This is a genomic window from Vibrio salinus, from assembly GCF_021272385.1.
Taxonomy (GTDB): domain Bacteria; phylum Pseudomonadota; class Gammaproteobacteria; order Enterobacterales; family Vibrionaceae; genus Vibrio; species Vibrio salinus.
On sequence record NZ_JAJSDZ010000010.1, the window covers coordinates 1,056,539 to 1,078,388 of the forward strand.

The 21,850-nt window shown below is 41.6% G+C and carries 25 protein-coding genes; 7 read left to right on the forward strand and 18 right to left on the reverse strand.

Annotation, left to right across the window (positions count from 1 at the left end):
- Positions 1–283: 283 nt before the first annotated feature.
- Complete coding sequence (gene cspE / locus LRQ06_RS18400; RefSeq protein ID WP_232768501.1) at positions 284–496, forward strand: transcription antiterminator/RNA stability regulator CspE; 213 nt, start codon at positions 284–286, stop codon at positions 494–496.
- Positions 497–597: 101 nt separating this feature from the next.
- On the opposite strand, the gene LRQ06_RS18405 is transcribed toward cspE, so the two are convergent.
- The gene (locus LRQ06_RS18405; RefSeq protein ID WP_232768502.1) at positions 598–1,164 is read right to left on the reverse strand and encodes a histidine phosphatase family protein; all 567 of its coding nucleotides are present in this window, start codon (positions 1,162–1,164) and stop codon (positions 598–600) included.
- Positions 1,165–1,564: 400 nt separating this feature from the next.
- Between LRQ06_RS18405 and LRQ06_RS18410 the strand changes: the two genes are divergently transcribed.
- On the forward strand, positions 1,565–3,115 hold the full coding sequence (locus tag LRQ06_RS18410) for a tetratricopeptide repeat protein (RefSeq protein WP_232768503.1): 1,551 nt from the start codon (positions 1,565–1,567) through the stop codon (positions 3,113–3,115).
- Positions 3,116–3,486: 371 nt separating this feature from the next.
- Entirely contained in the window at positions 3,487–5,049 is a 1,563-nt protein-coding gene (locus LRQ06_RS18415; protein ID WP_232768504.1) for a tetratricopeptide repeat protein, read from the forward strand.
- 27 nt (positions 5,050–5,076) lie between these two features.
- Here LRQ06_RS18415 and LRQ06_RS18420 read toward each other — a convergent pair whose 3' ends face one another.
- The 14 genes from LRQ06_RS18420 to LRQ06_RS18485 all read right to left on the reverse strand — a co-directional run bounded on the left by LRQ06_RS18420 (position 5,077) and on the right by LRQ06_RS18485 (position 17,556).
- A complete protein-coding gene (locus LRQ06_RS18420) occupies positions 5,077–6,291 on the reverse strand; it encodes a hypothetical protein (protein ID WP_232768505.1) in 1,215 nt (404 codons plus the stop codon).
- Positions 6,281–6,970 carry an ABC transporter ATP-binding protein gene (locus LRQ06_RS18425; RefSeq protein WP_232768506.1) on the reverse strand — a complete coding sequence of 230 codons (690 nt, stop codon included), beginning with the start codon at positions 6,968–6,970 and terminating at the stop codon, positions 6,281–6,283. Before LRQ06_RS18425 ends, LRQ06_RS18420 begins: the two co-directional genes overlap by 11 nt.
- Entirely contained in the window at positions 6,970–8,205 is a 1,236-nt protein-coding gene (locus tag LRQ06_RS18430; protein ID WP_232768507.1) for an ABC transporter permease, read from the reverse strand. Before LRQ06_RS18430 ends, LRQ06_RS18425 begins: the two co-directional genes overlap by 1 nt.
- Positions 8,195–9,424 carry an ABC transporter permease gene (locus LRQ06_RS18435; RefSeq protein WP_232768508.1) on the reverse strand — a complete coding sequence of 410 codons (1,230 nt, stop codon included), beginning with the start codon at positions 9,422–9,424 and terminating at the stop codon, positions 8,195–8,197. The genes LRQ06_RS18430 and LRQ06_RS18435 overlap by 11 nt, the downstream gene beginning before the upstream one ends.
- A 4-nt stretch (positions 9,425–9,428) precedes the next feature.
- Positions 9,429–10,175 carry an outer membrane lipoprotein-sorting protein gene (locus LRQ06_RS18440; protein WP_232768509.1) on the reverse strand — a complete coding sequence of 249 codons (747 nt, stop codon included), beginning with the start codon at positions 10,173–10,175 and terminating at the stop codon, positions 9,429–9,431.
- 219 nt (positions 10,176–10,394) lie between these two features.
- Positions 10,395–11,618 carry an esterase-like activity of phytase family protein gene (locus LRQ06_RS18445; protein ID WP_232768510.1) on the reverse strand — a complete coding sequence of 408 codons (1,224 nt, stop codon included), beginning with the start codon at positions 11,616–11,618 and terminating at the stop codon, positions 10,395–10,397.
- A 116-nt stretch (positions 11,619–11,734) separates the two neighbouring features.
- Positions 11,735–11,962 (reverse strand): hypothetical protein, encoded by a 228-nt coding sequence (locus LRQ06_RS18450; RefSeq protein ID WP_232768511.1) that lies wholly within the window; start codon positions 11,960–11,962, stop codon positions 11,735–11,737.
- Between the two features lie 193 nt (positions 11,963–12,155).
- Complete coding sequence (locus LRQ06_RS18455; protein WP_232768512.1) at positions 12,156–12,350, reverse strand: alternative ribosome-rescue factor A; 195 nt, start codon at positions 12,348–12,350, stop codon at positions 12,156–12,158.
- A 93-nt stretch (positions 12,351–12,443) separates the two neighbouring features.
- Positions 12,444–13,253 (reverse strand): polyphosphate kinase 2, encoded by an 810-nt coding sequence (ppk2, locus tag LRQ06_RS18460; RefSeq protein ID WP_232768513.1) that lies wholly within the window; start codon positions 13,251–13,253, stop codon positions 12,444–12,446.
- Between the two features lie 168 nt (positions 13,254–13,421).
- The gene (locus tag LRQ06_RS18465) at positions 13,422–14,066 is read right to left on the reverse strand and encodes a tetratricopeptide repeat protein (protein WP_232768514.1); all 645 of its coding nucleotides are present in this window, start codon (positions 14,064–14,066) and stop codon (positions 13,422–13,424) included.
- Positions 14,067–14,212: 146 nt separating this feature from the next.
- A complete protein-coding gene (locus LRQ06_RS18470; protein WP_232768515.1) occupies positions 14,213–15,091 on the reverse strand; it encodes a metal ABC transporter substrate-binding protein in 879 nt (292 codons plus the stop codon).
- Positions 15,092–15,102: 11 nt separating this feature from the next.
- Entirely contained in the window at positions 15,103–15,975 is an 873-nt protein-coding gene (locus LRQ06_RS18475; RefSeq protein ID WP_232768516.1) for a metal ABC transporter permease, read from the reverse strand.
- Between the two features lie 14 nt (positions 15,976–15,989).
- On the reverse strand, positions 15,990–16,685 hold the full coding sequence (locus LRQ06_RS18480; RefSeq protein WP_232768517.1) for a metal ABC transporter ATP-binding protein: 696 nt from the start codon (positions 16,683–16,685) through the stop codon (positions 15,990–15,992).
- 328 nt (positions 16,686–17,013) lie between these two features.
- Positions 17,014–17,556 carry a hypothetical protein gene (locus LRQ06_RS18485; RefSeq protein ID WP_232768518.1) on the reverse strand — a complete coding sequence of 181 codons (543 nt, stop codon included), beginning with the start codon at positions 17,554–17,556 and terminating at the stop codon, positions 17,014–17,016.
- Between the two features lie 106 nt (positions 17,557–17,662).
- Between LRQ06_RS18485 and LRQ06_RS18490 the strand changes: the two genes are divergently transcribed.
- A complete protein-coding gene (locus LRQ06_RS18490) occupies positions 17,663–18,271 on the forward strand; it encodes a TetR/AcrR family transcriptional regulator (RefSeq protein WP_232768519.1) in 609 nt (202 codons plus the stop codon).
- 13 nt (positions 18,272–18,284) lie between these two features.
- Here the strand turns inward: LRQ06_RS18490 and LRQ06_RS18495 are convergent, their stop codons facing one another.
- Positions 18,285–18,836, reverse strand: a complete 552-nt coding sequence (locus LRQ06_RS18495; RefSeq protein WP_232768520.1) for a TetR family transcriptional regulator — start codon at positions 18,834–18,836, stop codon at positions 18,285–18,287.
- An 88-nt stretch (positions 18,837–18,924) separates the two neighbouring features.
- On the opposite strand from LRQ06_RS18495, the gene LRQ06_RS18500 reads away from it, so the two are divergent.
- Positions 18,925–19,365, forward strand: a complete 441-nt coding sequence (locus LRQ06_RS18500) for a cupin domain-containing protein (protein ID WP_232768521.1) — start codon at positions 18,925–18,927, stop codon at positions 19,363–19,365.
- A gap of 58 nt (positions 19,366–19,423) precedes the next feature.
- Here the strand turns inward: LRQ06_RS18500 and LRQ06_RS18505 are convergent, their stop codons facing one another.
- A complete protein-coding gene (locus tag LRQ06_RS18505) occupies positions 19,424–19,999 on the reverse strand; it encodes a helix-turn-helix domain-containing protein (protein WP_232768522.1) in 576 nt (191 codons plus the stop codon).
- A gap of 81 nt (positions 20,000–20,080) precedes the next feature.
- Here LRQ06_RS18505 and LRQ06_RS18510 point away from each other — a divergent pair, with 81 nt between their 5' ends.
- Both LRQ06_RS18510 and LRQ06_RS18515 read left to right on the forward strand, forming a co-directional pair.
- Positions 20,081–20,749 (forward strand): AzlC family ABC transporter permease, encoded by a 669-nt coding sequence (locus tag LRQ06_RS18510; RefSeq protein ID WP_232768523.1) that lies wholly within the window; start codon positions 20,081–20,083, stop codon positions 20,747–20,749.
- A complete protein-coding gene (locus tag LRQ06_RS18515) occupies positions 20,746–21,063 on the forward strand; it encodes an AzlD domain-containing protein (RefSeq protein WP_232768524.1) in 318 nt (105 codons plus the stop codon). Before LRQ06_RS18510 ends, LRQ06_RS18515 begins: the two co-directional genes overlap by 4 nt.
- Before the next feature lie 10 nt (positions 21,064–21,073).
- On the opposite strand, the gene LRQ06_RS18520 is transcribed toward LRQ06_RS18515, so the two are convergent.
- Positions 21,074–21,748 carry a metallophosphoesterase family protein gene (locus LRQ06_RS18520; protein WP_232768525.1) on the reverse strand — a complete coding sequence of 225 codons (675 nt, stop codon included), beginning with the start codon at positions 21,746–21,748 and terminating at the stop codon, positions 21,074–21,076.
- Positions 21,749–21,850 lie beyond the last annotated feature (102 nt).

Below are 21,850 nucleotides of genomic sequence, written 5' to 3' on the forward strand. Positions count from 1 at the left end.
AACGGGACATCACACCGATAATGCAGGTTTGTATTCTTAAATAATGCTGACAATTCGCAGAAAATAACGAAAAAAATGTAGTTATTAACCCGGCTCAGTGTATAATGTGTCTGGCTCTTACAAAAGAGTTATTATTAATGCTACATTAAGTACAAGTTATTTCTCAGACATCTTTCGATACCTTTTGGTAAAGTTATACTGCGACAACTTATCTTCATAAATCATTAATAGCTTTTGGTATCAGCACACATCAATTATTAATTTATTCAATTCAGAGGTATCTATGTCTGGTAAAATGACTGGTTCAGTAAAATGGTTCAATGAAACAAAAGGCTTTGGTTTTATTTCTCAAGACAACGGCGGTGATGATGTATTTGTACATTTCAGATCAATCGTTTCTGATGGTTTCAAAACACTTTCTGAAGGTCAAAAAGTCAGTTTCAATATTGAACAAGGACAAAAAGGTCCGCAAGCAACTGAAGTTACTGCACTTTAATTCCATTAAGGCGTGATTTAATCACGCCTTAATATTACTACCCTTTCTGTAAATCTCTCACTTATTTTCAAGTCATTATCAGACATTTCTTTACAATAAAGTTAAACAAGCCGATGAACCTGCTTTAATTTGAACACTCTATTCTCGTACTCATAGTGGAAAATGCAACAGTTTGGAAACCCCTTGCTAACCTCTTCTGTTATATCCTGCCAATTAGCTAAAAACTGCTTACACACACCAGCATGAGCAACAGCAAGAACACAAGAATGCTCAGGTTGTTCCATTATATCAATACAGGTATTAACAACTCTTTCTCTCATCTGCAAACGGGATTCACCACCGAATTGCACATAATGAGTAGCTCTGGTCTCGAAATCTGGGTGCAAATCTTCACTCTCGCCTTCAAAAACGCCAAAGTTAATTTCTTTGAGACCTTTCAATCGTTTATAAGACATCCTGTTTCGGGTGACAATCTCGGCAGTGTCACAACTGCGCTCAGCCGTCGAGCTGTAAAGATGGGTCAAATTGATTTCATCAAAAAAACCAGCAACAGTCTTAGCCTGCTGTATTCCGTCTTCAGTCAGAGGAGAGTCACACCACCCCTGAATTTTTCGTCTTACGTTAAATAAAGTCTGTCCATGACGCATCAGATAGAAATCTCTTTTCATTATCACTAAACCTTCTCGGTACATCCGTAATGCAGCTTATTATGATACGCTGCCTTTACTTGTTTATAAATAATATTAGCTCTGTTAGACTTATTTAATGCAAACTAGCTCATAGATGCATATATCATATGCATCTATGAAAAAAGATGATATATTAATAACTTGAAATCTAAGTGTGATGAGTCTTTAAAGCGAAAAACGCTACCCTATGGTGCATAAAGAAGCGGATCGCATCTCGGCAAAGCAATAGACATTGAGATGGTTTCAAATCTTGTTCAGAAAAATGTAAGTTATAGATTATTGTATTTAATTGTTAATGAAAACCGTCTCTAATACTCTAAAAAACCTAAATGTGTTGATAATCGAAGAAGATAATATGTTGTCTTGCGAGATAAAACACATGTTGAAAAAGATGGGGTTTTATGAAAATAAAATTTATAAAGCAGCTTGCTTATCTACCTTCCGTGCATTAATAAGAACACACCCTTTTCATCTGATTATTTGCCGCTACTCGTCCAGACAAAACTATATATGCCAAAACTATTTGCATTTATACGAAGAGTGTGGACTTTACTTACGCGAATGCTCTATTGTTTTTGTAACAGAACAGTTAACAAATAAAGAGGAAGATGATATTAATCAATTTCAGGTTGATAATTATCTGGAGATCCCATTTAATTATAACCAGTTTTATCCATTGATTTCAGATAGCTTAATCAAAAGAAAAATATTGGCTGTCGTATATACTTTAATCGAACAAGAAAATTATTCAAATGTCTTTGAAATATGTGATTTATTAACAAAGAAAAAGAACTCATGGAGAACCGATATTTTCAAGGCAACAATCGATCATTATATTTCCTGTAAAAAATACGATGCCGCCATAAGCCTTCTTAATGATCTAAGAATGAAAGATAAAAATGAATGGCTCTTCATAAAACTTATTGAAATCAATTCAATGTTAGGTCAGTTCAATCAGGCGTTAGAAATCGCTCATGAATTTGAAACGCTTGGTTTCCCTGAACACCCTCTTATTTCTGAAATTACAGCTCAACAGTCTATATTACACTGTGATGCACAATCTGCAATTGAGATTATTCAAAAAATTGTCACTCGTTACCCTGATCATATTTCTTCAATAATTAACCTTGCTTATTTATATGTTGCAGCATGGGAATATGATAAGGCTCTGTCCATTTTTAATGACATCAATCCTGACAATATCATTAACGATGAACAATTTTTGTGCATTGAAGAGTCCCGCCTATACCTTGAGGTAAGGTTAAACATAGTACATAAAAATGTAAATAATCCACCCAAAATATCACACAGACTGGATGAGTTATCAACGTATAATAAAGATAATGATCGAAGCACTACCAAGCTTTATAATATAATAAATAATATCAATGAACAAAATCCAATATGCTCAGAAAAAACGCTTATTCAACTTTGGAAAGAAAATAAATATGAGCACAGAAAATTAATTTTAATTGCTATTGCTTATTATTTTGGATATTTAGAATTGTCAGAAAAATGGATTAATTTCGAAAAACACAATCTTTCATTGATAAAAAGTATTGATGATGCAATTAAACTACTTGTCTTGGATTCAATGTACAAATTTATTCAGCAGAAACAAAAAAAAATAGATGTTGCCGAAGAAATGGTACAAACAGGTAAACACATAGAATCTTTCGTTATTCTTTCCAGAGAAGCTCCAAGTTCAATGATGCATCACATAAAACTCATCAACTCAGTAACGAAAGAGTTATCTCTGCCCCCTTCTCTTGAAAATGAATGCATAGATAACATTCTGTTTCAATTTAAGTACAGCATTTCAATTTTAATGAAAAGTTTATTACGCCATGACCCTAACCATCCAAAACTGGAAAGTCTGAATACAATAGACCGAATGGTAACTTCACGATTTAGTTTAAGTAAAAAATAGTCTGAATTAGATAGAGTTGATTCACAACAATTCAAATTAAATAATAATCTATTTTTCATCCACATCTACAAATGCAATTTAATGCATAAAAATAACACACATAATTTAACATTTGATAAATTTGAAACAAAATGTAATATGTATTTGAAGTGAGATTAATTCTTATATACAGTGTGCGAATTGTGATCTGTAACCAAAGTGTCAACTAGCATGCAGATTCTATATCTACTCTAAAATCGTAGAAAATCTAACAGAAAAAATACATAAGATATTGTTTTTAGGTTGTAATGATAAATTTCCCCAGCTCACTTAAAAATTTAAATGTGATGATCATCGAAGAAGACAATATGCTTTCTTGCGAGATTAAACACATGTTGAAAAAGATGGGTTTCTATGACAGCAAAATCCATAAAGCTGGGTGCCTATCTACTTTTCGTGCATTAATACGAACACACCCTTTTAATCTTATTATCTGTCGTTATTCCGCTAAGCAAAAATCGGCTTGTCAAAATTACTTACATTTGTATCAGGAATGTGAACTCTATTTACGTGAGTGTTCTGTCATTTTTGTTACAGAACAACTCAACAATAAAGAGGAAGACGACATAAATCATTTACAAGTGGATAATTTTTTAGAAATTCCTTTCAATTACAACCAGTTCAATCCATTGATTGCAGACAGTCTCATAAAACGAAAAATATTAGCGGTTGTTCATAGTTTAATCGAACAGGAAAAATTCACAGATGTATTTGAAATATGTGACTTATTGACGAAGAAAAAAAGCACATGGAGAACTGAAGTATTTAAAGCCACAATCGAGCATTATATTACCTGTAAAAAATACGATTTTGCGATAAATCTGCTTAATGATCTCAGAGTTAAAGAACCAAATGAATGGCTGTTTATAAAACTCATTGAAATCAATTCAATGTTAGGTCAGTTCAATCAGGCTCTGGATATTGCTCATGAATTTGAGGCACTTGGTTTCCCTGAACATCCCCTGATTTCTGAAATTACTGCCCAACAATCTATACTAAATAGTGATACAGATGCAGCAATTAAGATCATTCAGAAAGTGATAACCCGTTATCCAAATTTAATTCCAGCGACAATCAATCTGGCTTATTTATATATTGCTTCAGGTGAATATGATAAAGCACTATCGACTTTCAGTAGCATCAACTCTGATAATATCATCAGTGATGAACAATTATTATGTGTAGAAGAATGCCGTTTATACCTTGAAGTAAGATTAAACATAATAAAGAAAAACATTAACAACCCTCCGGCTATATCCCATAAACTGGAAGAATTACTTCTCTACACAAAGGATTCTAAAGATAGCACTCAACAATTTTATTCAATTATTAATAATATTAATGACCAAAACCCCATTTGCTCAGAAAAAAAACTAATACAGCTTTGGAAAAAAACAAGCTACTCACATAGAAAGTTGCTCATCATCGCTATTGCTTACTATTTTGGATATCTGGATTTACTCACTGAATGGCTGAATACGGAAAGTAAAAAAATCTCCTCCATAAAAAGTATTGATGATGCAATAAAGAACATTCTTATTAAATCAATGCATTCGGCCGTTGAACAAAAGCAAAAGCAAATAGAATTGGCAAATAAAATGAAGCAGAATGGCAAACACGTAGAATCATTTGTCATTCTCTCCAGAGAGGCCCCAAGCGCTATGATTCACCACATTCAGCTTGTAAACTCAATAACGAAAGACCAGTCTCTGTCTTTGTCCATTGAAAATGAAAGTATGGATAATGTCTTATTTCAGTTTAAGTACAGTATTTCAATTCTGATGAAAAACCTGTTACGCCATAACCCTAACCACCCTAAGCTTGAAAGTCTAAAAGAAATTAATCGTATGGTAACGTCACGCTTTAATTTCAGTCAAAAAAACCGGGTAGCCTAAAAATTAGGCTTATCCATCTCTGACCTATTAGAAACTGTATTTCAATAACAGATAAATCGACGTATTCGTTTCCTGCCCGTATACACTGTTGTCTGTACCGCCGAAATACTGCATACCACTATGCAACTGCCAGTTATCAGCCAATGAGTACTGCCCCGCCAAACTAAGATAATAAGAGTTATCCTGATAGAAGACACCGGAGAAAATCAAGCGAAGTAATGCCGACAAATCGAATCCGGTTTCTCCATAATAGCTATTTCGGCTGAAGCTCAGAGTTCTAACACTTAACGGCTGACTCAGAAACGTTCCGGTATCGAATTCATCATCAGGCTCCCCGAAGTACAGCCAGGCAATTTTTACTGACCAATTTCTTTCACCTGAAAAACTATAACCAGCTTCCACTGTCGCGGCCACTGTCTGTTCAAGATTGTTGCCTTGTCGGTAGTGATGGTCAGGCTGAAAATAACTCAGTTCTCCCCTAAAACCAGCCCCTTTAATATTTCCGGAAAAACCGGCTCCCAATACGTGATCCAGCCCGGATTTACCTCCTAGTAACTGAATATCCCAACCTCTCGCATTAAAAAAATATCGACCAGACCAACTATTTTGTTCACTATCCTCATCCGGGCTAAATGCCACTTCTACCCCACTGGCATAACCGGTTTTATAGCTAACCAATACCGCATCTGTTCCCGGTCGTTCAGCGTAATCAATTTCGTAAAGAGAATAAGTGTTAAACAAATCGTTAGGATTCCAGATCGTTGCCATTCCCCAATTAATTCGTTGTCGTCCTCCTTTCACCTGCCAGTTTTTTTGATTCCATGTAAAATTAAACCGGTCAACTTGACTATTCCCAACCCACCCTTTTTCTTCTAACCAATTAGAGGACCAGTCAAAATAACCGTAGTCTTCATTTATCCACGACCTATACCGCGAATTCTTTGCGGTGTCCCCAAAAATCAACCGGTTTCTGAGTCCTGCATTAAGTCGACAATTCGGATGCAAACGATATTCTGCATTTAGTCGCTGATGCAATATATGGTCAAGTGAATGAGCGTTGTTCTCTGGATAAGAAACCATTGTTCTATATGTTACATAGCCAGAAACATCCCAACTCTTTTCAGGGTTCAGACCGGGAACGGCTCCTTGTACTAAGCCGCTTATCGAAATAATAGCTAGTACCACTTGTACTGCAACAATCGGAAAGCTCCGAAAGAAAAAATGACAAAACTCAGCCAACATGAAACTTATCTTCTTTTAACTGACCGTCTTCAAAAACGATCACCCTCCGGGCTCTGGTAATTACCCGCGGATCGTGAGTAGAGAAAATAAACGTGATCCCTTCCTTTTCGTTCAGTTGTTGCATAATATCCAACAACCCGGCAGTGCTTTGAGCATCAAGATTTGCGGTTGGTTCATCAGCCATCACAAATTGTGGATGTGATGCAAGTGCCCTCGCCACGGCCACCCGCTGTTGCTGTCCACCGGAGAGGTTTGCCGGACGTTTATGTTGTAGTTCTGCAAGACCAACCTGCGCCAGCAGTTCTGTCGCTCTCTGGCGGCATTTCAGTTCACTTTTTCCTTGCAACTGCATAACAAACTCAACATTTTCCATAGCAGTCAGCACCGGTAACAAACTGTAGTCCTGGAAAATAAATCCGATGTTGTCACGGCGAAAAGCACTCAGCTGTTTTTCACTCAGTTCGTTCAGGCAGCAACCATTAATACAAACTGTCCCGGAAGTCGGATTATCCAAACCGCTCAACAAATTAAGTAATGTCGTTTTCCCTGAACCGGATGGCCCCATAATCGCAACAAATTCTCCCGCTTGAATCGTCAGGTCTAGCGCTTTCACCGCATGTACCGGAAAATCCGTATCCGGATTATAAATTTTATTTAACTGACTGATTTCAATTGCCATTAATGTTTCTCCGCCATTGCGTCAACCGGGCGTTGTTTTAAAATCTGCCGGGCTGGATATAAAGCCGCCAGTAATGCAGAAAGCACAACAGTCCCAAACATCACCAGATATTCTGTTGGCGACACTCTGGGATAAAGAACAGTGTCAATCCCGTAAGCCCCCAACCCTTCAGCCATACTGCCCAACGGCAGACCGGTCTGTTGCAGCACAAAGATCAATACACCGCATCCAGCCAGCCCCAGCAGAGCCCCGCAAATACCCAGCCAGAAACTTTCTGACAGGATCAGTCCGAATAACTGGTATTTCTGCATCCCAACCGCCATCAGAACACCGAACTCCTGAGTCCGCTCAAAGACAGACATAAGCATCACATTCACAATCCCCAGTCCCATAGCCAGGATAAACACACCCAGAATAATGGTGGAACTGGTATTTGTAGTTGCCAGCATCGAAGCCAGTAACGGCTGTACCTGAGTCCAGTCCTGTACCAGATTTTGTGTGGAAGTGATGGCGGTAATTTGATCTCTCAGTTGCACCAGCGGTTGCAAATCATCGACCTCTCCCGGATACATTGCTAAAACCGCAATTTCATGAATACCAGTCATGCCGGCAATGTTTCTCAGATCGACTCTCCGGACAAACACATTGTTATCATCAAACTGACTGGATGGTGTCTGAAAGATACCGCGCACCCGGAACGCAGACCCCGTAACTTCCCCCTGACCATTAGTAAATGTCAGCACCACCTTGGACTTGATTCTCAGTTTAAGCCGCCTGGCAGTTTTAACAGATACCAGGATGGGTTTCCGGCCGACCTCTGAAAACCATGCACCCTTTATAATACTGTCTTCAAGTGGTGTCAGCCGGGCTTCTGCCGGAGGATTGATCCCGTTAATCCGCACACCTTTTGAACTCCGGGCCGAGCCAATCATCCCGTCAATCAGAAACCGGGCCGAAAAAGCCTGAACGGCCGGGTTTTGCGCCAGTTGCCCAAGTAATGCGTCCGAATCTGCAATCGTCACCTGAATATCCGGATTTTTCACATACTGACGATGATGAATCTGAAGATGGCTTATCTGCCAGTCAATTGCGTTATGCACCATGTTATCGAGCATGCCGGACATAAACCCGGTAATCACCGCTGCTCCCATCATGCCAAACATCATAGCGCCCAGCATCACACTGGTTCGTAACTTGTTGCGCCACAGGTTACGCCATGCCAGTTTAATAAGCATGAGTCCCCCCTTTCAGCGCAGAAACAATCTTTAGCCGGGAGATTCTCAGTAACGGATAAACCAGACTGATGATAAGTAACACCATGACGGCAATTACCTGATCAATGACCAGCTGTGGATTTAGCGACACCGGAAGAATCGGTTCAAAGCCAGATTCGAGCATCATTTGCGCCGCTTCACCGGTCATTTCGATCGGATAAAACCAGAAGTAAATCAGGATAGGCGTAGCCACCAGCATGCCAAGAAAAATCCCCAGCAAGGAAAGTAATACCGATTCGGTGATCACCAGCCGCACCAACCGCCCGCGAGACATCCCGGTCGCCAGCATCACTGCGAATTCACGCTGACGTTCCAGAATCATCATCAACACAGTCGCAAACAGCGCAAAGCCAACGATCCCGTACAGTACATAGATCATGACAATTCCGCTGACTTTATCCATCAAAATCTGCTGCGCCAGCTCAGGTGACAGATCCTGCCAGCTCCGCACATTCACCTGACTGCCATAAAGGGCCTGAAGATCCCTGATGATTTGTGGCAACGCAGCCAGATAATGCGTATGCAATACCCACGCACTGACCTGATCGCCGGTACTGTACAGGGTTTGCGCCAGCTGGAGCGGCATATAAACCAACTGCCTGTCCAACTGTGGCATCGGGAAATGCAGGATGCCTTTGACCCGGTAAACCCCGGCAGCGGTTTGTCCGCGATATCCCTGACCATAGAGAACCATTTCATCCCCGACAGATAAATGAAAATATTCCGCCAATCCCTGACCAATCAAAATCTGCGTATCCTTCTCCGTCAGGAAGACGCCACTTATCAGTTTCCGACTCAGATTCGAGTACCCCTCTTCCAGTTCAGGGATCACCCCAATCACCATCACCCCTCTGGAATGCTCATCTACCGCTGCCAGCGCGAAAGATTCAAGGCGTGGCAACCGGTCTGAAATGTCAGGATGCTCCTGTACCGGGCGGATAAAGTCGTCTGAATACGGCAACAAATCATCAATACTCAGACTATCGGCATAATCAGGATTTTGCAGTTGAATCAGGCCGGTATAAAAACGGGCAGCATGGTCAATCCCAAGGGCATAACTGCCCTCCTGCAAGGCGCGGGTCATCAGAGAAAGCAGCAAGGCCAGAGCCAGCGCTGAAGCCGTCAGCAGAGTTCGCCGTTTTTGCCGCCAGAGATTCCGCCATGCCAATCTGAGCAACATCGTGCTAATCCCTAAGTGATTTCATCTGATTCAGAGAAAAGAAGCCAGTGTCAATCTCAAAATCAAACTGCGCTTCATGAGTGATAAATTCGGTTTTGTAGCCTGGTTTATCGGCCGGATACATCTCCATCCGGCTGGCAATCATCCGTCCCCCCATCTGGCGGATATCGAAGGTTTTCATGGTATTGATCAGTTCTTCAAACTCATCAAAGAACTCAACTTTGCGTTGCAGGTAGGTTTCCGTGGAAATCCATAACCTGACCCGGCTCCAGACCACCGGTGCATCAGGTTTTGCGATGGCATCAATGACATACGTCATCTCACCGTCAAACGGTTCCTGTTTAATCAGTTGATGCCGGTAATCCACCACAATCGATGACTGATTAATCAGATCGTCATTGGTGAAGTCGGAACCCATCCAGGACTGACTCAGCATTGATGGTGCTATTTTGATCACCCGCTCTATCGCTGGTACCCAGTTCCACATTTCCCGGAAACGTTTCAGAGAAGCACTACCTTTGTCTTTCGCCGGAGCGGTGACCAGAACCAGTGAATAATCCCGCCCTTTAGTCCAGCTTTTCATTGTCATACTGCGCGTCCAGTCCGGACGGACAATCCTCATGGTTGCCACACTGTAGCTGGACTTCCCCTGCATCTGTCTGTCAGATCTATCGACGATCTGAGTTGCCGTTTCAGAGGCCACTGATAGCAGAGAAAAAAACAAAAAAACAAAAATAGTCACAAATCTCATGATGATTCCTGCATATCAAGAAGTTCAGTATTTATGATAGTTTGAATCAGCCAGTGGGAGCGTTATCTTGCCAGCGAATTTTATGATTAGTTGTCAATTTATATGGAATGTGAATCATTTGATGGCTATTTTGCGAAGTCATATATAACGAAAAGTGCCTGAAATAAAATTCAGACACTCTTCTGCATTTACTCTGAGTTATTTAGTGGCTGATACCGGTCAGAATTCCACTTTGACAACGTAGCTGGGCTGTCCTTCAATACCAAAATCATTATCATTTGTTAAGTACCATAATTTAGGGTTCACGTAGGCAACACCTTCAATCTTATCCGGAGCATTATCAATATTATCTGTCGTTAATATCAGCGCTTTCTTAAGCACTGGTAATGTTTCTTCCTGCTCCAGAGATGGCGATGTGGAAGTATTATCCCACTTCCTGGCTATTTTTATTCCTGATTTAAGATCAATTTGGTAAAACTTGGTTGTTTTACTGATTCTTTCCAAAACAATCAATTTATCCTGTCCATTCGATACCATATCACTGATCTTAACATCACTTTGTTTACGGGCTTTCTTTTCATTATCTTTTCTAAATGTTTCCGGTGTATCTAAGTGATAAATGTACTCACCAATGATTGCGCCGGAAGTACGTTTTACTTTAAATAACCGGATGTTTCGGGACGTTTTGTACGTACTGACGTCCGGATTATCTAGCGGACTTTGCATGGCGAAATATAAAAACTGCTCGTCCGGTGACAAACTGATCGATTCGATCCCCCGATTCAGATGACGCTTTGCTAAAATGGACGGCAATCTGGCTCGTACAGGGTAATTGGCTCCGGCAAATCGAGGTTGAGTTCCTTCGGGAATCCAACGCTCAATAACAGTTCCATCTGCAGACAAATGTAAAATACTAGGCCCGTATTCATCACTAATATAAAAATCTCCCCGTTTGGTTCTCACCAAAGCTTCTGAATCAACACCATTAGGGTCATCAAACAATTTCTGTCCTTTCAGGTTAAAAGCCGATTCTGTTTCAGGCGTTGAGATGCCAGTAACGGATATTTTCTTCGAAGTTTTTATTTGAATTCGTTGTAAAATTTTCACCCCATTATCAGTGACTTTCAATTTGTATATAGATGGTGAGAAATTTGGATCCGGAAAAATTTTTCCTTTTGCACAAAGCTTTTCACCAATCAGTTTTTCTGCTTTTTTGCATGGAATATTTGGCCCACGATCTGTGATAGTGTAAATCACATTATCAGGATCACCTGGCCGGTGATAGGCACCGCTACCAACACCCACGGAAAGGTTCAGTGCATGAGGTGTATTGAAAGTATCAAGAGGAATAGTAAATTCATGTGCTGTTAATTCAGCAGCCTGTGCATTCAAACTAATTAAAGAGGTAAAAAATAGTGTCTTAAGAATCCCTGTTGTTTTCATTGTCTGCTCCTGTAACATGAGAGTTACAATCAGAATGACAGGGAAAATTGTCAGTTTAATGAATATTGAATGATTTCAGAAATCTTTCAATAAATAAATTAAATTTAAAACTTATATCACAAAATTTCAGAGAGCTCTTGTACAACACTCTCAGGAATATTTTTAATACATAACCCCGTCAGCCAATCCATTTCTTCAAGAAGCTCTACAGATGTATTTTCAGGGACATAAAAATAATAACTATTTGAAATATTATCTTTATCCTGTTTTAACTCAATAGTTAATAACTCAAAGTCATCAACATATTCTTCACGTATACCAAGATATTCAGTGAGTTTACTCATGATAGTGTACCTTTCTATATAAATAGACAAAAAAACTGAACTGTTATCTATAATGATTAACCGCTTATCTATTTTGACACATACATAAAAATATATGATGACATTTATGTGAAGCATTATGACACATATAAAATAACAACCATCGATGAAGACAACGATACTGAATGCAAAAGAGCCCTATTCAAAACTTACTTCAAGCCACCTTTGAATAGGGCTCTTTTCCCTTATGCTTTCCTTTTCTGCTATAACTTCCTTTTCCTTTTTTTGCTTTTTCAATTCTGAGTTTAAATAACTGACTGGTAATAACCGCTTTTAATGCATTATCCTTAATTTCCCCCCGACCACTCTCATGTTCCATAGGCAAATTAGCGCTTTTTATTTCTTTCATATAATTCTCTCGTCTTATAACATTGGGTATACTCTATTTAATAAATTATGCATTTTTCTCATAATAAATTTACTGTCAATCATTTTTAAACGACTAATACCTTTCAGGGACAAAGTTATTCTTATGAATTGGAGCTCGGACATAACCTGAGTGGTTAATCGTCGGCAATTCAATCTCGGTCAGTTCCAAAGGTTCATAATCAAACTGATCCAATAAATGAGAGATGCAATTTAATCTCGCGTTTTTCTTATTATCCCCCTCCACAACCCACCAGGGGCTAAAACTGGTGTCGGTGTAGCAAAACATGGCATCTTTGGCTTTGGAATAATCGACCCACTTCGCCCTGGATTCCATATCCACAAGACTGAATTTCCATCGTTTCAACGGCGAATGGATCCGGCTCTTAAATCTTTTTTCCTGCTCCGTATCGCTGACAGAAAACCAATACTTAATGAGTTTTATTCCGGATCGGATCAACATGTGTTCAAACTCAGGACATGAACGTAAAAACTCCCGGTACTCTTTTTTGGTACAAAACCCCATGACACGCTCAACGCCGGCGCGGTTATACCAAGACCGGTCAAACAACACCATCTCTCCTGCGGCAGGGAGGTGTTGCACGTAGCGCTGGAAATACCATTGACTTTTTTCCCGGTCACTCGGTGCCGGCAGCGCCACCGTTTTTACAATCCGGGGATTCAGGCATTGCGTTATCCGTTTGATAACCCCTCCTTTGCCTGAGGCATCCCGCCCTTCAAAAATCACAACCACTCTGCTGCCAGAATTTTTGATCCAGTTTTGCAACGCAACCAACTCCGTCTGAAGCCTGAGTAACTCAGATTCATAAAAATCCTTGCTCAATTTTTTATTCTTGCGCTTTTTATTGTTGTGTTTTGTTGTCATGTACCCACCCGTTCCATACCGATTGTGTCGAACCATCACCTTTGTCTTTCATAAGAAATGTTTCAACAGAAGCAATTCACTGATATACCCAAGCGACCTGAAGATGCATGATTCAGGTTACTTGGGTATATATCTATAGCTTAGTACAGACAAAATAAAATGAATGGGTTAGCGTTTCTTTTCCAGTTTGAGCAGTAATGCTTCAATGTCTCTTTTCCGGCCCTCACCGGCTAATTGGTACTTAGGATTAATCTGTATCTTTAATGCATCATGCAAAATACGGATGGCTTTATCTGCTTTACCCTGCTGAGCAAGAAAATCCGCATAAAAATAGTTAGCCGTCAGACTTTGCGGATTCATTTTCAGCGCCTTTTTTAATAAGGTACGGGCTCTCTTTTTGCTGCCAAAGCTGATTGGCCATCCCGGAGCCCGATAGTACAGTGCGCCTAATGTAAGGTAGGATGCGCCATGCAACGTATCCGGCTTTTTTGTGTTTACATTTTCCAGAATATCTTTTGCTTTGCGGGCAAGACTCAGGCCTTTCATGCCTCCGGTTACACCGGCAAGAGAAGCATAATTAATCGCAAGCAGGGTCGCCATTTCCATATTATCGGGCTCAGACGTCACAATATGGTTAAGCTGTTCAATGAGGGTCTGAAAACAGCCTTCCTGCTCATCGGAATTCTCATAGTCGTACTGACAAACGGCCCAACGGGTTTGTGTCTGATAAACGGACAAATCAGCGCCAAAGACAAAATGAGCACAGAGAAGGAAACAAAAAGAAAAGATTTTTAAACATACTGGTGTTCGCATCAGCTTTCCATTTTTACTCAAAATAAACCATCATAGGAAGAGTATGGCTGGAAAATATGACAACAAACCGATTTAATAATAAAACCGGGCGTTATGTTGAGGTAACACCCGGTTTTATGGTCAATATGAGTGATAGAGTGACGCCGTTACTGCATAGAAGCGGCAATCGTCTCGACATTATGAGTAAATGCGGCTTCATACGTAGGCGCTTCACCATTGCTGTCAGTCAGCGCTTCAGGATACAGCTCACCACCGGATTTCGCACCGCTGGCCGACGCAATCTGCTTAACCAAGCGTGGATCAGTCTGGTTTTCGATAAAATACGTATGAATATGCTCAGCTTTAAGCTGTTGGATTAGCTGACCAACATCACTTGCACTGGCTTCTGATTCCGTTGAAAAACCGACCGGCGCCAGGAATTTCACTCCGTATTCTGCCCCAAAATAACCAAAGGCATCATGACTGGTTAATACTTTGCGCTTTTCAGAAGGGATAGATGCAAATTTCGATTTAGCCCAGGTATCCAGTTTATGTAACTTTTCTATATATACTTCGCCGTGCTTTTTGAAATACGCTTTATCCTGAGGATCGGCCTTAATCAGTGCATTCATCACATTTCTTGCGTAAATAACCGCATTTGCCGCGCTATTCCATGCATGAGGGTCGGTAATTTTTTCGCCATCCTCAATCATTGAACGGGTTTTAATGCCGTTTGACGCGGTGACAATCTCACCTTTATAACCGGACGATTTCACCAATCGGTTCATCCAGCCTTCCAGGCCTAAACCACTGACAAAAACAACATCACTGTTTTTGATCGTAACGCTGTCTTTCGGAGCCGGTTCAAAGGTATGCGGGTCGCCGTTAGGTTGAACCAGAGAGGTCACTTTTACGTGTTCGCCACCCACCTCTTTTACAATATCTGCCAGCACAGAAAAACTTGCAACCGTATTCACTGTCTTTGCCATCAAAGACGGGCTGATTGCAATACTTACTGTTAACGCAGCCGTCTGCCAAATTTTCATAAATGTCTTCCTTAATTAATTGAAAGTGCTTTTTTATTTTTCCGGATAGGGAAAATACCTTTTTCTGCTCCGCAAAGGACAGAAAACAAAAAGAGAATAAACGCCGTTAAGACAATCGCCGGTCCGGCAGGAATCGATTGATACCAGGACCAGGAAAGCCCAAAGAATGAACTCACCACGCCAATAGTGGCGGCAAGGGCTAAAGTAACCGGCAAATTGTTACTCCAGCATCTGGCGGAAATCGCCGGTAACATCATCAGACCAACCGTCATTAATGTTCCCAGAATCTGAAAACCGGCAACCAGATTCATCACAACTAACGCCATAAACAAACCATGAACCAGTGATGGAAACCGTTTATTTCTGACCTGAAAAAATGCCGCATTAAAGGACTCATACACAATGGCCCGATAGAATATCGCCAACGCCAGAATGGTCACAGTTGAAATAATACCGATAAATATCAGGGAAGATCCCTCAACGGCCAGTAAAGATCCAAATAACAAATGTAACAAATCCACTCCGGAGCTTCTCAGCGACACAAGCGTCACACCAAGAGCCAGAGAGCCGAGATATAAGCCTGCAAAAGTAGAATCTTCATGCAAACGGGTAGCCGAACTTATCCAGGTCGAACTCATCGCAACAATCAGACCGGCCAGAAAACCGCCCAGCCCCATGGCCCACAGTGACATACCGGCACACAGGTACCCGACTGCGACGCCCGGAAGTACCGCATGAGACAAAGCATCACCAATCAGACTCATCCGGCGCAGTAACAAAAATAAACCGAGTGGCGTCAGACTCAAAGACAAAGCCAGACAGGCCACCAAAGAGCGGCGCATGAAACCAAACTGAACAAAAGCATCAAAAATATGATTAGACATCAACAACCCTCAGATTACCCAAAACGTGCTATGTGGCCCTGCTGATGAAACAGCTGACACTGCGACATCACTTCATGAGTATTCCCCCAATGAATGCACGAATTATTAATCGCGAGCGTTTCCGGGAAAAAGTCCGTCACCATTTCCGGATTGTGTAATACGGCAATGATGGTTTTCCCTCTTTCATGTAACTGGCAAATTAACCGAATGAGGGTATTCTGAGTCTGGCTGTCAATTCCGGTAAATGGCTCGTCCATCAACATGATCTCGGCATTCTGTACCAAAAGCCTTGCAAACAGCATTCTCTGAAACTGCCCGCCCGATAGCTGGCTGACGTTGTAATCGACCAAATCCGTGATACCCACTTCATCCAGTGCCGAGTAAATGTTGTCAATGTCTTTGGATTTCAGAGAAGAAATAATACCGTTGTCCGGCCAGCATCCCATTGCCACAACATCAAAGACTGTGATCGGAAAACTTCTGTCTATTTCAGCCTGTTGGGGAAGCCAGGACATACGTGCACATTGCTTTATCTCCACATCTCCGCCGATTGCCGGCTGAATGCCACATATGGTCTTTAACAGTGTGGATTTGCCCGTTCCATTCTCTCCCATAATGGCGGTTAAGCTGCCCTCAGAAAAGGAACCGGTCACGGGTTCGGCCAACCCCTGCCCAAGATAACCAACCACTAAATTTCTAAGCTTAATCATGGTAATAATACCGCCCAATAAATTGCCAACCACAATATTGCAATTAAAAAACAGCACGTCAGAGCGCGCTTGATGCCGGATGAAGTTAATACGGATCTTCTTTTCATCCTACCTTCTCTCTCACTGTAACGAGAAAAGTCATGAGTACTCATGACTTTTCAATAATGTTATAACATAACATTATTTACTCAAAAATAAACCTTAATAGCAAGTTTTTGATAATTTTTCTCATTTACATAAAAATAAGTGATAAATCACCCAGTAAGTGATTTATCACAGCAATAGGTACTCATAAGCAAACGGACCGGATTTATCCTCCGGCAGTTCATTAAAATTTGTACCCCACCTTCACGGAGACTTCTCCGGTGGTTTTCACGTCAAATGAGCGATCGGAAAAATTCACTTTATCATCGCCGGATACCGGCACATGAACGCCAACCCAGGGGTTCAGGTAAAGGTGTTCGGTGAGATAGAATGTATATCCGCCCCCTACCGTGACCAGATTGGTATCGTAGCTTTTTTCAATATCAGAGGAAGAGTCTTTCACTTTCCCTTGCCAGTTTTCTACACCAACACCAATCCACCAGCCCCGCAAATCCTCATTTAAAAAATAATCCAGAATCACCGCATTCACATCGACCTTATTATCTTTAAACCCGTCCTGCAGATAAAAATCCGGGGTTTCAAATTCTGTCGTCACATAGCGTAACTGCCAGTGATCAACGGAGGCCCCGACGGAAGCGTAATACCCTCCCAGAAAATAAGGTACAGCATCAATTTCAACCCCTGCCTTTATCCCGCTACTGGCAAAGGAAGAAGCGCTGAACATAACCCCGCTTAAGGACAACATACCCAATATGAATTTTTTCATCGTAATCTCCAAACAATGTCACCACTTGGTGACATTGTGTAAGAAGATGTATAAACTGTAAAGCACTCTTTTCTGAAAAGACCCAGACATAAAAATTTTAATACTTATGGCATTGAAAAATAAAGAATTAACAAAAAAAAGAATTGTAGACGCATTCGAAAACATTCTGGTTAACGAGGGATTTCATCAGCTTAAAATACGGTATATCGCTTCTTGTGCGAATGTCGACAAGGTACTTATCTATCGGTATTTTGGTGGTCTGGAAGGACTGGCCACCGCCTACGCTGAAGGCGGTGAGTTTTGGCCGGATTTGCAGGAAAGCTTAGGAACCTTAACGTTGGACAATTTTCGTGATAATCCGGATGAATCCATCGCCATGCTGATCCGCCAGCACATCAGGGCGATCAAAAAACGCAAGGCCGTTGCCGCCATCCTGGTCTGGGAGCTGGTTGAGTCTTCACCGGTCTGTAAAATTCTGGCGGAAGCAAGAGAGCAACACGCCATTTCTCTTTATCAGTTTCTGATGCAAACCGACACATTCAATATCACGTCGCTGACTGCTTTCGGGGCCATTTTTGGGGCCAGCCTGAATTACCTCATCATCCGGTCACAGAATGAATCCGTCTTTTCCGGCATCCCTATTCAGTCAGAAGAAGGATGGAATGAGCTGGAAAATATGTTTGTACAAATGGCAATATCAAATATAAAGAAATGACAATTGATTAAAATTATTCGTTATCATCCGAAATCTGTTTACAGGCTTCAAAACAGGAATACAGTACGCTCTGAGCCAATGCTTCATCATTTAACGCCCGTGCTATCGCAACACCGCCAATCATCAATGCCGAAATTGCGTACGACTTAGTCTTGTTTTCCGGTCGATTTTCCGGGTCAATCAAATCCACAAAATGTTTGAATACCCCGGTATAGGCCTCTTTTATGGATTCTTCCTTAGAAGCCACGTCGGTCGATAAAAATGCCAATGGGCAAGACGGCGCTTCCAATTTAACGTGCACCATGCTCAGGTAGTTTTTAAATACCCGGTTTTTATCTTCATCCCAGTGAGAACGCTTACTCAGTCTGGCCGCATGAAGCAATGCCTCGCAATACAATTCCGTTTTAGATGAAAAATGTGAGTAAAAGCCTCCGTGTGTCATTCCCGCCGCTTTCATCACATCCCCAATTGAAATTCTCTCATAGCCATAAGCGGTAAATAACTGTGCCGCACTATTCAGGATCTGTTGTCGGCTTTCTGATTTTCTGTCCTTTGGCCAGGCCATAATTCCCCCGAATCAAAATATTACCTTGAACATATAGTGATGTCTTTTAGGCTACCAGCATGTTTGGCAAATGCAATAAGGTGGAATTATGATCTCCGAAAACGTTCACATACAACATGAGCACAATTACTCAGTCTGTCAGTTCAAGCACATTTCTGATTTAGACGAATGCACATTTACTCACGAGCGAATTCCTCTGGAAGCCAAAGGAAAACTGTTTTTGAGTCAGGTTTTAGAGTGTACGGGAAGCATTATTTCGCTCAATACACTTCCGCCTCATTCCGAAGTGCCTTTCTATCACAGGCACGTCAATAATGAAGAGGTGTATGTGTTTTTACGAGGTAGCGGGCAATTTGAAGTGGATAAAAACCCCATTCCGGTGAAAGAAGGGACAGCAATAAAAGTGGCACCAGACGGCGTTCGAATCCTGAGAAACCCATCGGATGACGACCTTTATTTTCTCGTTATCCAGGGCCCCGTCGATACTTTCCCTCATGCTCATACGATAGAAGATGGAAGAGCGGTGTAACCGACTTCACTCTGTATGTTTTGCCATTTCATGCATACAGAGTGAACGCCGTCGGTTTTTAACTTTGCTCCAGTACCAAAACCGCCACCGTATCGGGCTCTAACGCCTGAAATATGTGGGGAACATCACCGGGATAGGAAATGTAATCCCCCGGATTCAGCTCCACAGGATCATCCGCCAAACCGACCAAAGCTTTGCCCTGTGAAATAATAATATGTTCAATCACACCGGTTGTGTGAGGACTGGACATCCTTGGATTCCCCGGCTGGACGACGAGCAGATAGATATCACGCCTTGCGGCCGATGGACAGGTAGCCAATAAGGTCGCAATATAATCCGTTTGCTCGGAGACAACCGACACGCCCTCACCTTTCCGAAGAACCTGAACATCCGGCTTTTGAGGCTCAATCAGACGCGCAAAAGGAATGTCCAGAACAACACACAGAGACCATAGTGTTTCAAGGCTCGGGTTGCCGACACCACTTTCTAACTGAGATAAGGTTGATTTCGCAATGCCTGCCCTTCTCGATACTTCGGCAATAGAAAGACCTGCTTTACGACGTTCTCTTTCTAAGGAAGAGGCGATGATCTCAATCGGAGCCGTTTTTTTACCATTTTCGTTAAAGTTGTTCATTATAAAATACGATCGTTCGATTTGACTTGATGAATTTCTGCGTTCATTATATCAGACAACCGTTTTATATAAGAGGTTGTCATGAAAAAAAGCTACATCAGTCTCAAAGAGCGACGTGTTCTGAGAAATATTGCCTTTGTCTGTCTGGCTGACGGACTGGTCGGTCTGTCATATGGCGCCGTTTCTGTCAGCTCGGGAATTGAATTGTGGGTTCCACTGACCTTATCGATACTCGTACTGGCGGGAGCATCCGAATTTCTCTTTATCGGGATCGTCGCCAGTGGTGGCAGTGCGGTATCGGCGGCTTTTGCCGGTTTGCTTGTCAATGCAAGACACCTCCCCTTTGGGCTGGCAGTGAAAGACTGTGTTGGAAATGGCATTTCTGCCCTCTTAGGATGCCATATCATGAATGACGAAAGTGTTGTGTTTGGGTTAAACCAGCCGTCTTACTACGAGCAAAAATTATCATACTGGCTGTGTGGCGTCGGAATTTTAATTGTATGGCCTTTAGGGGTATTCCTGGGCGGAACATTGGGAAGTTTGATTACAGATACTTCGGCCCTGGGATTAGATGCCATGTTTCCGGCCATTATTTTTGCACTGGTATTACCCAATATAAAATCGGTCACCAATGTCATATCTGCCGCATCGGGCTCGATTATCGCCGTCGCAGCCGTTCCATTTTTACCGATTGGTTTGCCGGCTCTTTTATCTTTAACCGGCGTTTATATCGGGAGAAAAGTCTCATGAACCAACATATCATTACCGGCATTGCCCTTTTGGCTGTAGGCACCTATCTATTCAGGCTGGCAGGCCCCGTTTTAGGCCGACGCTTCCATTTCCCCGAGACGATAAAAGCAATCACCTCGGAACTCAGTACCGTTTTACTGTTTTCCGTTGCGGTCATCTCAACCATTTTTGACGGCAACTTGTATGCCGGCCACGCTCATGTTGCCGGCGTGTTGATAGCAGCAGTATTTGCCTACCGAAAAATGCCTTTTTTGATTATCGTGTTGTCAGCCGCATTTATAACAGCGATTTTGAGAGCATTGGGGATAGAATAGGTAATCTTCCCTATTGATTCTGTTGTGTTTCCAGCGTAGATAACATTTCTAACATGGCTTTATTTGACGGCGCATGCAATATGTTATTTTCAACAAAATTTGAGATACCTGGATAACTGGTTTTCATCATATTCATTACCGCGTCCTCTGAATTGTAACTGGAGTGAATAAAATGGATTTGAGAATTATCGATCAATAACCAATCCGCCCCTTTTTGGCTGGTTGGCATTCCGACACTACCAGCATTGACCACTCTTTTTTGCCCGATGTTTATATCAAACTGTATGTGAGTATGACCACAAACAATGAGTGTTTCACTCGCATTTTTAAAAAGCTGATGCAGGCAATCTTTCGGTGTTTCAGTGGTGAAAATATCCAGATCGCTGGATGGTGTGGCATGACAAAATAACACCTCTCCGATCTCTTCAACGGCCATTGTTTTGATGTCTGTCCAGGTCATCAAATAATCAATATCACTGGCTGAAAGTTGTGTTGAAACCCACCTTGTCACTTCGTCTGAATAAGCAGACAAGCCTCCAATCGTCTTACCGGAAATGCATCGGAACAACTCATTTTCCGCATTACCCAAAATACAATCAACCGGGGTGGTCACTCCTTTAAGTATTTCCAGCGTTTTTGCAGGCATAGGACCAGCAACCACATCCCCATCCGGTCCACATTCCATTTTGTTAAATCCTGCAAAACGGCTTGCAACGCGAATGGATTGCCGTGAATATCATATAACGCCGCAATTCTCATTATGACCAATCCCTAAAATGATCTCCGT

Coding starts and splice junctions, on each gene's coding strand:
- cspE (WP_232768501.1), top strand. CDS start 284: ATGTCTGGTAAAATGACTGGTTCAGTAAAATGGTTCAATGAAACAAAA.
- LRQ06_RS18405 (WP_232768502.1), bottom strand. CDS start 1,164: ATGAAAAGAGATTTCTATCTGATGCGTCATGGACAGACTTTATTTAAC.
- LRQ06_RS18410 (WP_232768503.1), top strand. CDS start 1,565: ATGTTGAAAAAGATGGGGTTTTATGAAAATAAAATTTATAAAGCAGCT.
- LRQ06_RS18415 (WP_232768504.1), top strand. CDS start 3,487: ATGTTGAAAAAGATGGGTTTCTATGACAGCAAAATCCATAAAGCTGGG.
- LRQ06_RS18420 (WP_232768505.1), bottom strand. CDS start 6,291: ATGTTGGCTGAGTTTTGTCATTTTTTCTTTCGGAGCTTTCCGATTGTT.
- LRQ06_RS18425 (WP_232768506.1), bottom strand. CDS start 6,970: ATGGCAATTGAAATCAGTCAGTTAAATAAAATTTATAATCCGGATACG.
- LRQ06_RS18430 (WP_232768507.1), bottom strand. CDS start 8,205: ATGCTTATTAAACTGGCATGGCGTAACCTGTGGCGCAACAAGTTACGA.
- LRQ06_RS18435 (WP_232768508.1), bottom strand. CDS start 9,424: ATGTTGCTCAGATTGGCATGGCGGAATCTCTGGCGGCAAAAACGGCGA.
- LRQ06_RS18440 (WP_232768509.1), bottom strand. CDS start 10,175: ATGAGATTTGTGACTATTTTTGTTTTTTTGTTTTTTTCTCTGCTATCA.
- LRQ06_RS18445 (WP_232768510.1), bottom strand. CDS start 11,618: ATGAAAACAACAGGGATTCTTAAGACACTATTTTTTACCTCTTTAATT.
- LRQ06_RS18450 (WP_232768511.1), bottom strand. CDS start 11,962: ATGAGTAAACTCACTGAATATCTTGGTATACGTGAAGAATATGTTGAT.
- LRQ06_RS18455 (WP_232768512.1), bottom strand. CDS start 12,350: ATGAAAGAAATAAAAAGCGCTAATTTGCCTATGGAACATGAGAGTGGT.
- ppk2 (WP_232768513.1), bottom strand. CDS start 13,253: ATGACAACAAAACACAACAATAAAAAGCGCAAGAATAAAAAATTGAGC.
- LRQ06_RS18465 (WP_232768514.1), bottom strand. CDS start 14,066: ATGCGAACACCAGTATGTTTAAAAATCTTTTCTTTTTGTTTCCTTCTC.
- LRQ06_RS18470 (WP_232768515.1), bottom strand. CDS start 15,091: ATGAAAATTTGGCAGACGGCTGCGTTAACAGTAAGTATTGCAATCAGC.
- LRQ06_RS18475 (WP_232768516.1), bottom strand. CDS start 15,975: ATGTCTAATCATATTTTTGATGCTTTTGTTCAGTTTGGTTTCATGCGC.
- LRQ06_RS18480 (WP_232768517.1), bottom strand. CDS start 16,685: ATGATTAAGCTTAGAAATTTAGTGGTTGGTTATCTTGGGCAGGGGTTG.
- LRQ06_RS18485 (WP_232768518.1), bottom strand. CDS start 17,556: ATGAAAAAATTCATATTGGGTATGTTGTCCTTAAGCGGGGTTATGTTC.
- LRQ06_RS18490 (WP_232768519.1), top strand. CDS start 17,663: ATGGCATTGAAAAATAAAGAATTAACAAAAAAAAGAATTGTAGACGCA.
- LRQ06_RS18495 (WP_232768520.1), bottom strand. CDS start 18,836: ATGGCCTGGCCAAAGGACAGAAAATCAGAAAGCCGACAACAGATCCTG.
- LRQ06_RS18500 (WP_232768521.1), top strand. CDS start 18,925: ATGATCTCCGAAAACGTTCACATACAACATGAGCACAATTACTCAGTC.
- LRQ06_RS18505 (WP_232768522.1), bottom strand. CDS start 19,999: ATGAACAACTTTAACGAAAATGGTAAAAAAACGGCTCCGATTGAGATC.
- LRQ06_RS18510 (WP_232768523.1), top strand. CDS start 20,081: ATGAAAAAAAGCTACATCAGTCTCAAAGAGCGACGTGTTCTGAGAAAT.
- LRQ06_RS18515 (WP_232768524.1), top strand. CDS start 20,746: ATGAACCAACATATCATTACCGGCATTGCCCTTTTGGCTGTAGGCACC.
- LRQ06_RS18520 (WP_232768525.1), bottom strand. CDS start 21,748: ATGGAATGTGGACCGGATGGGGATGTGGTTGCTGGTCCTATGCCTGCA.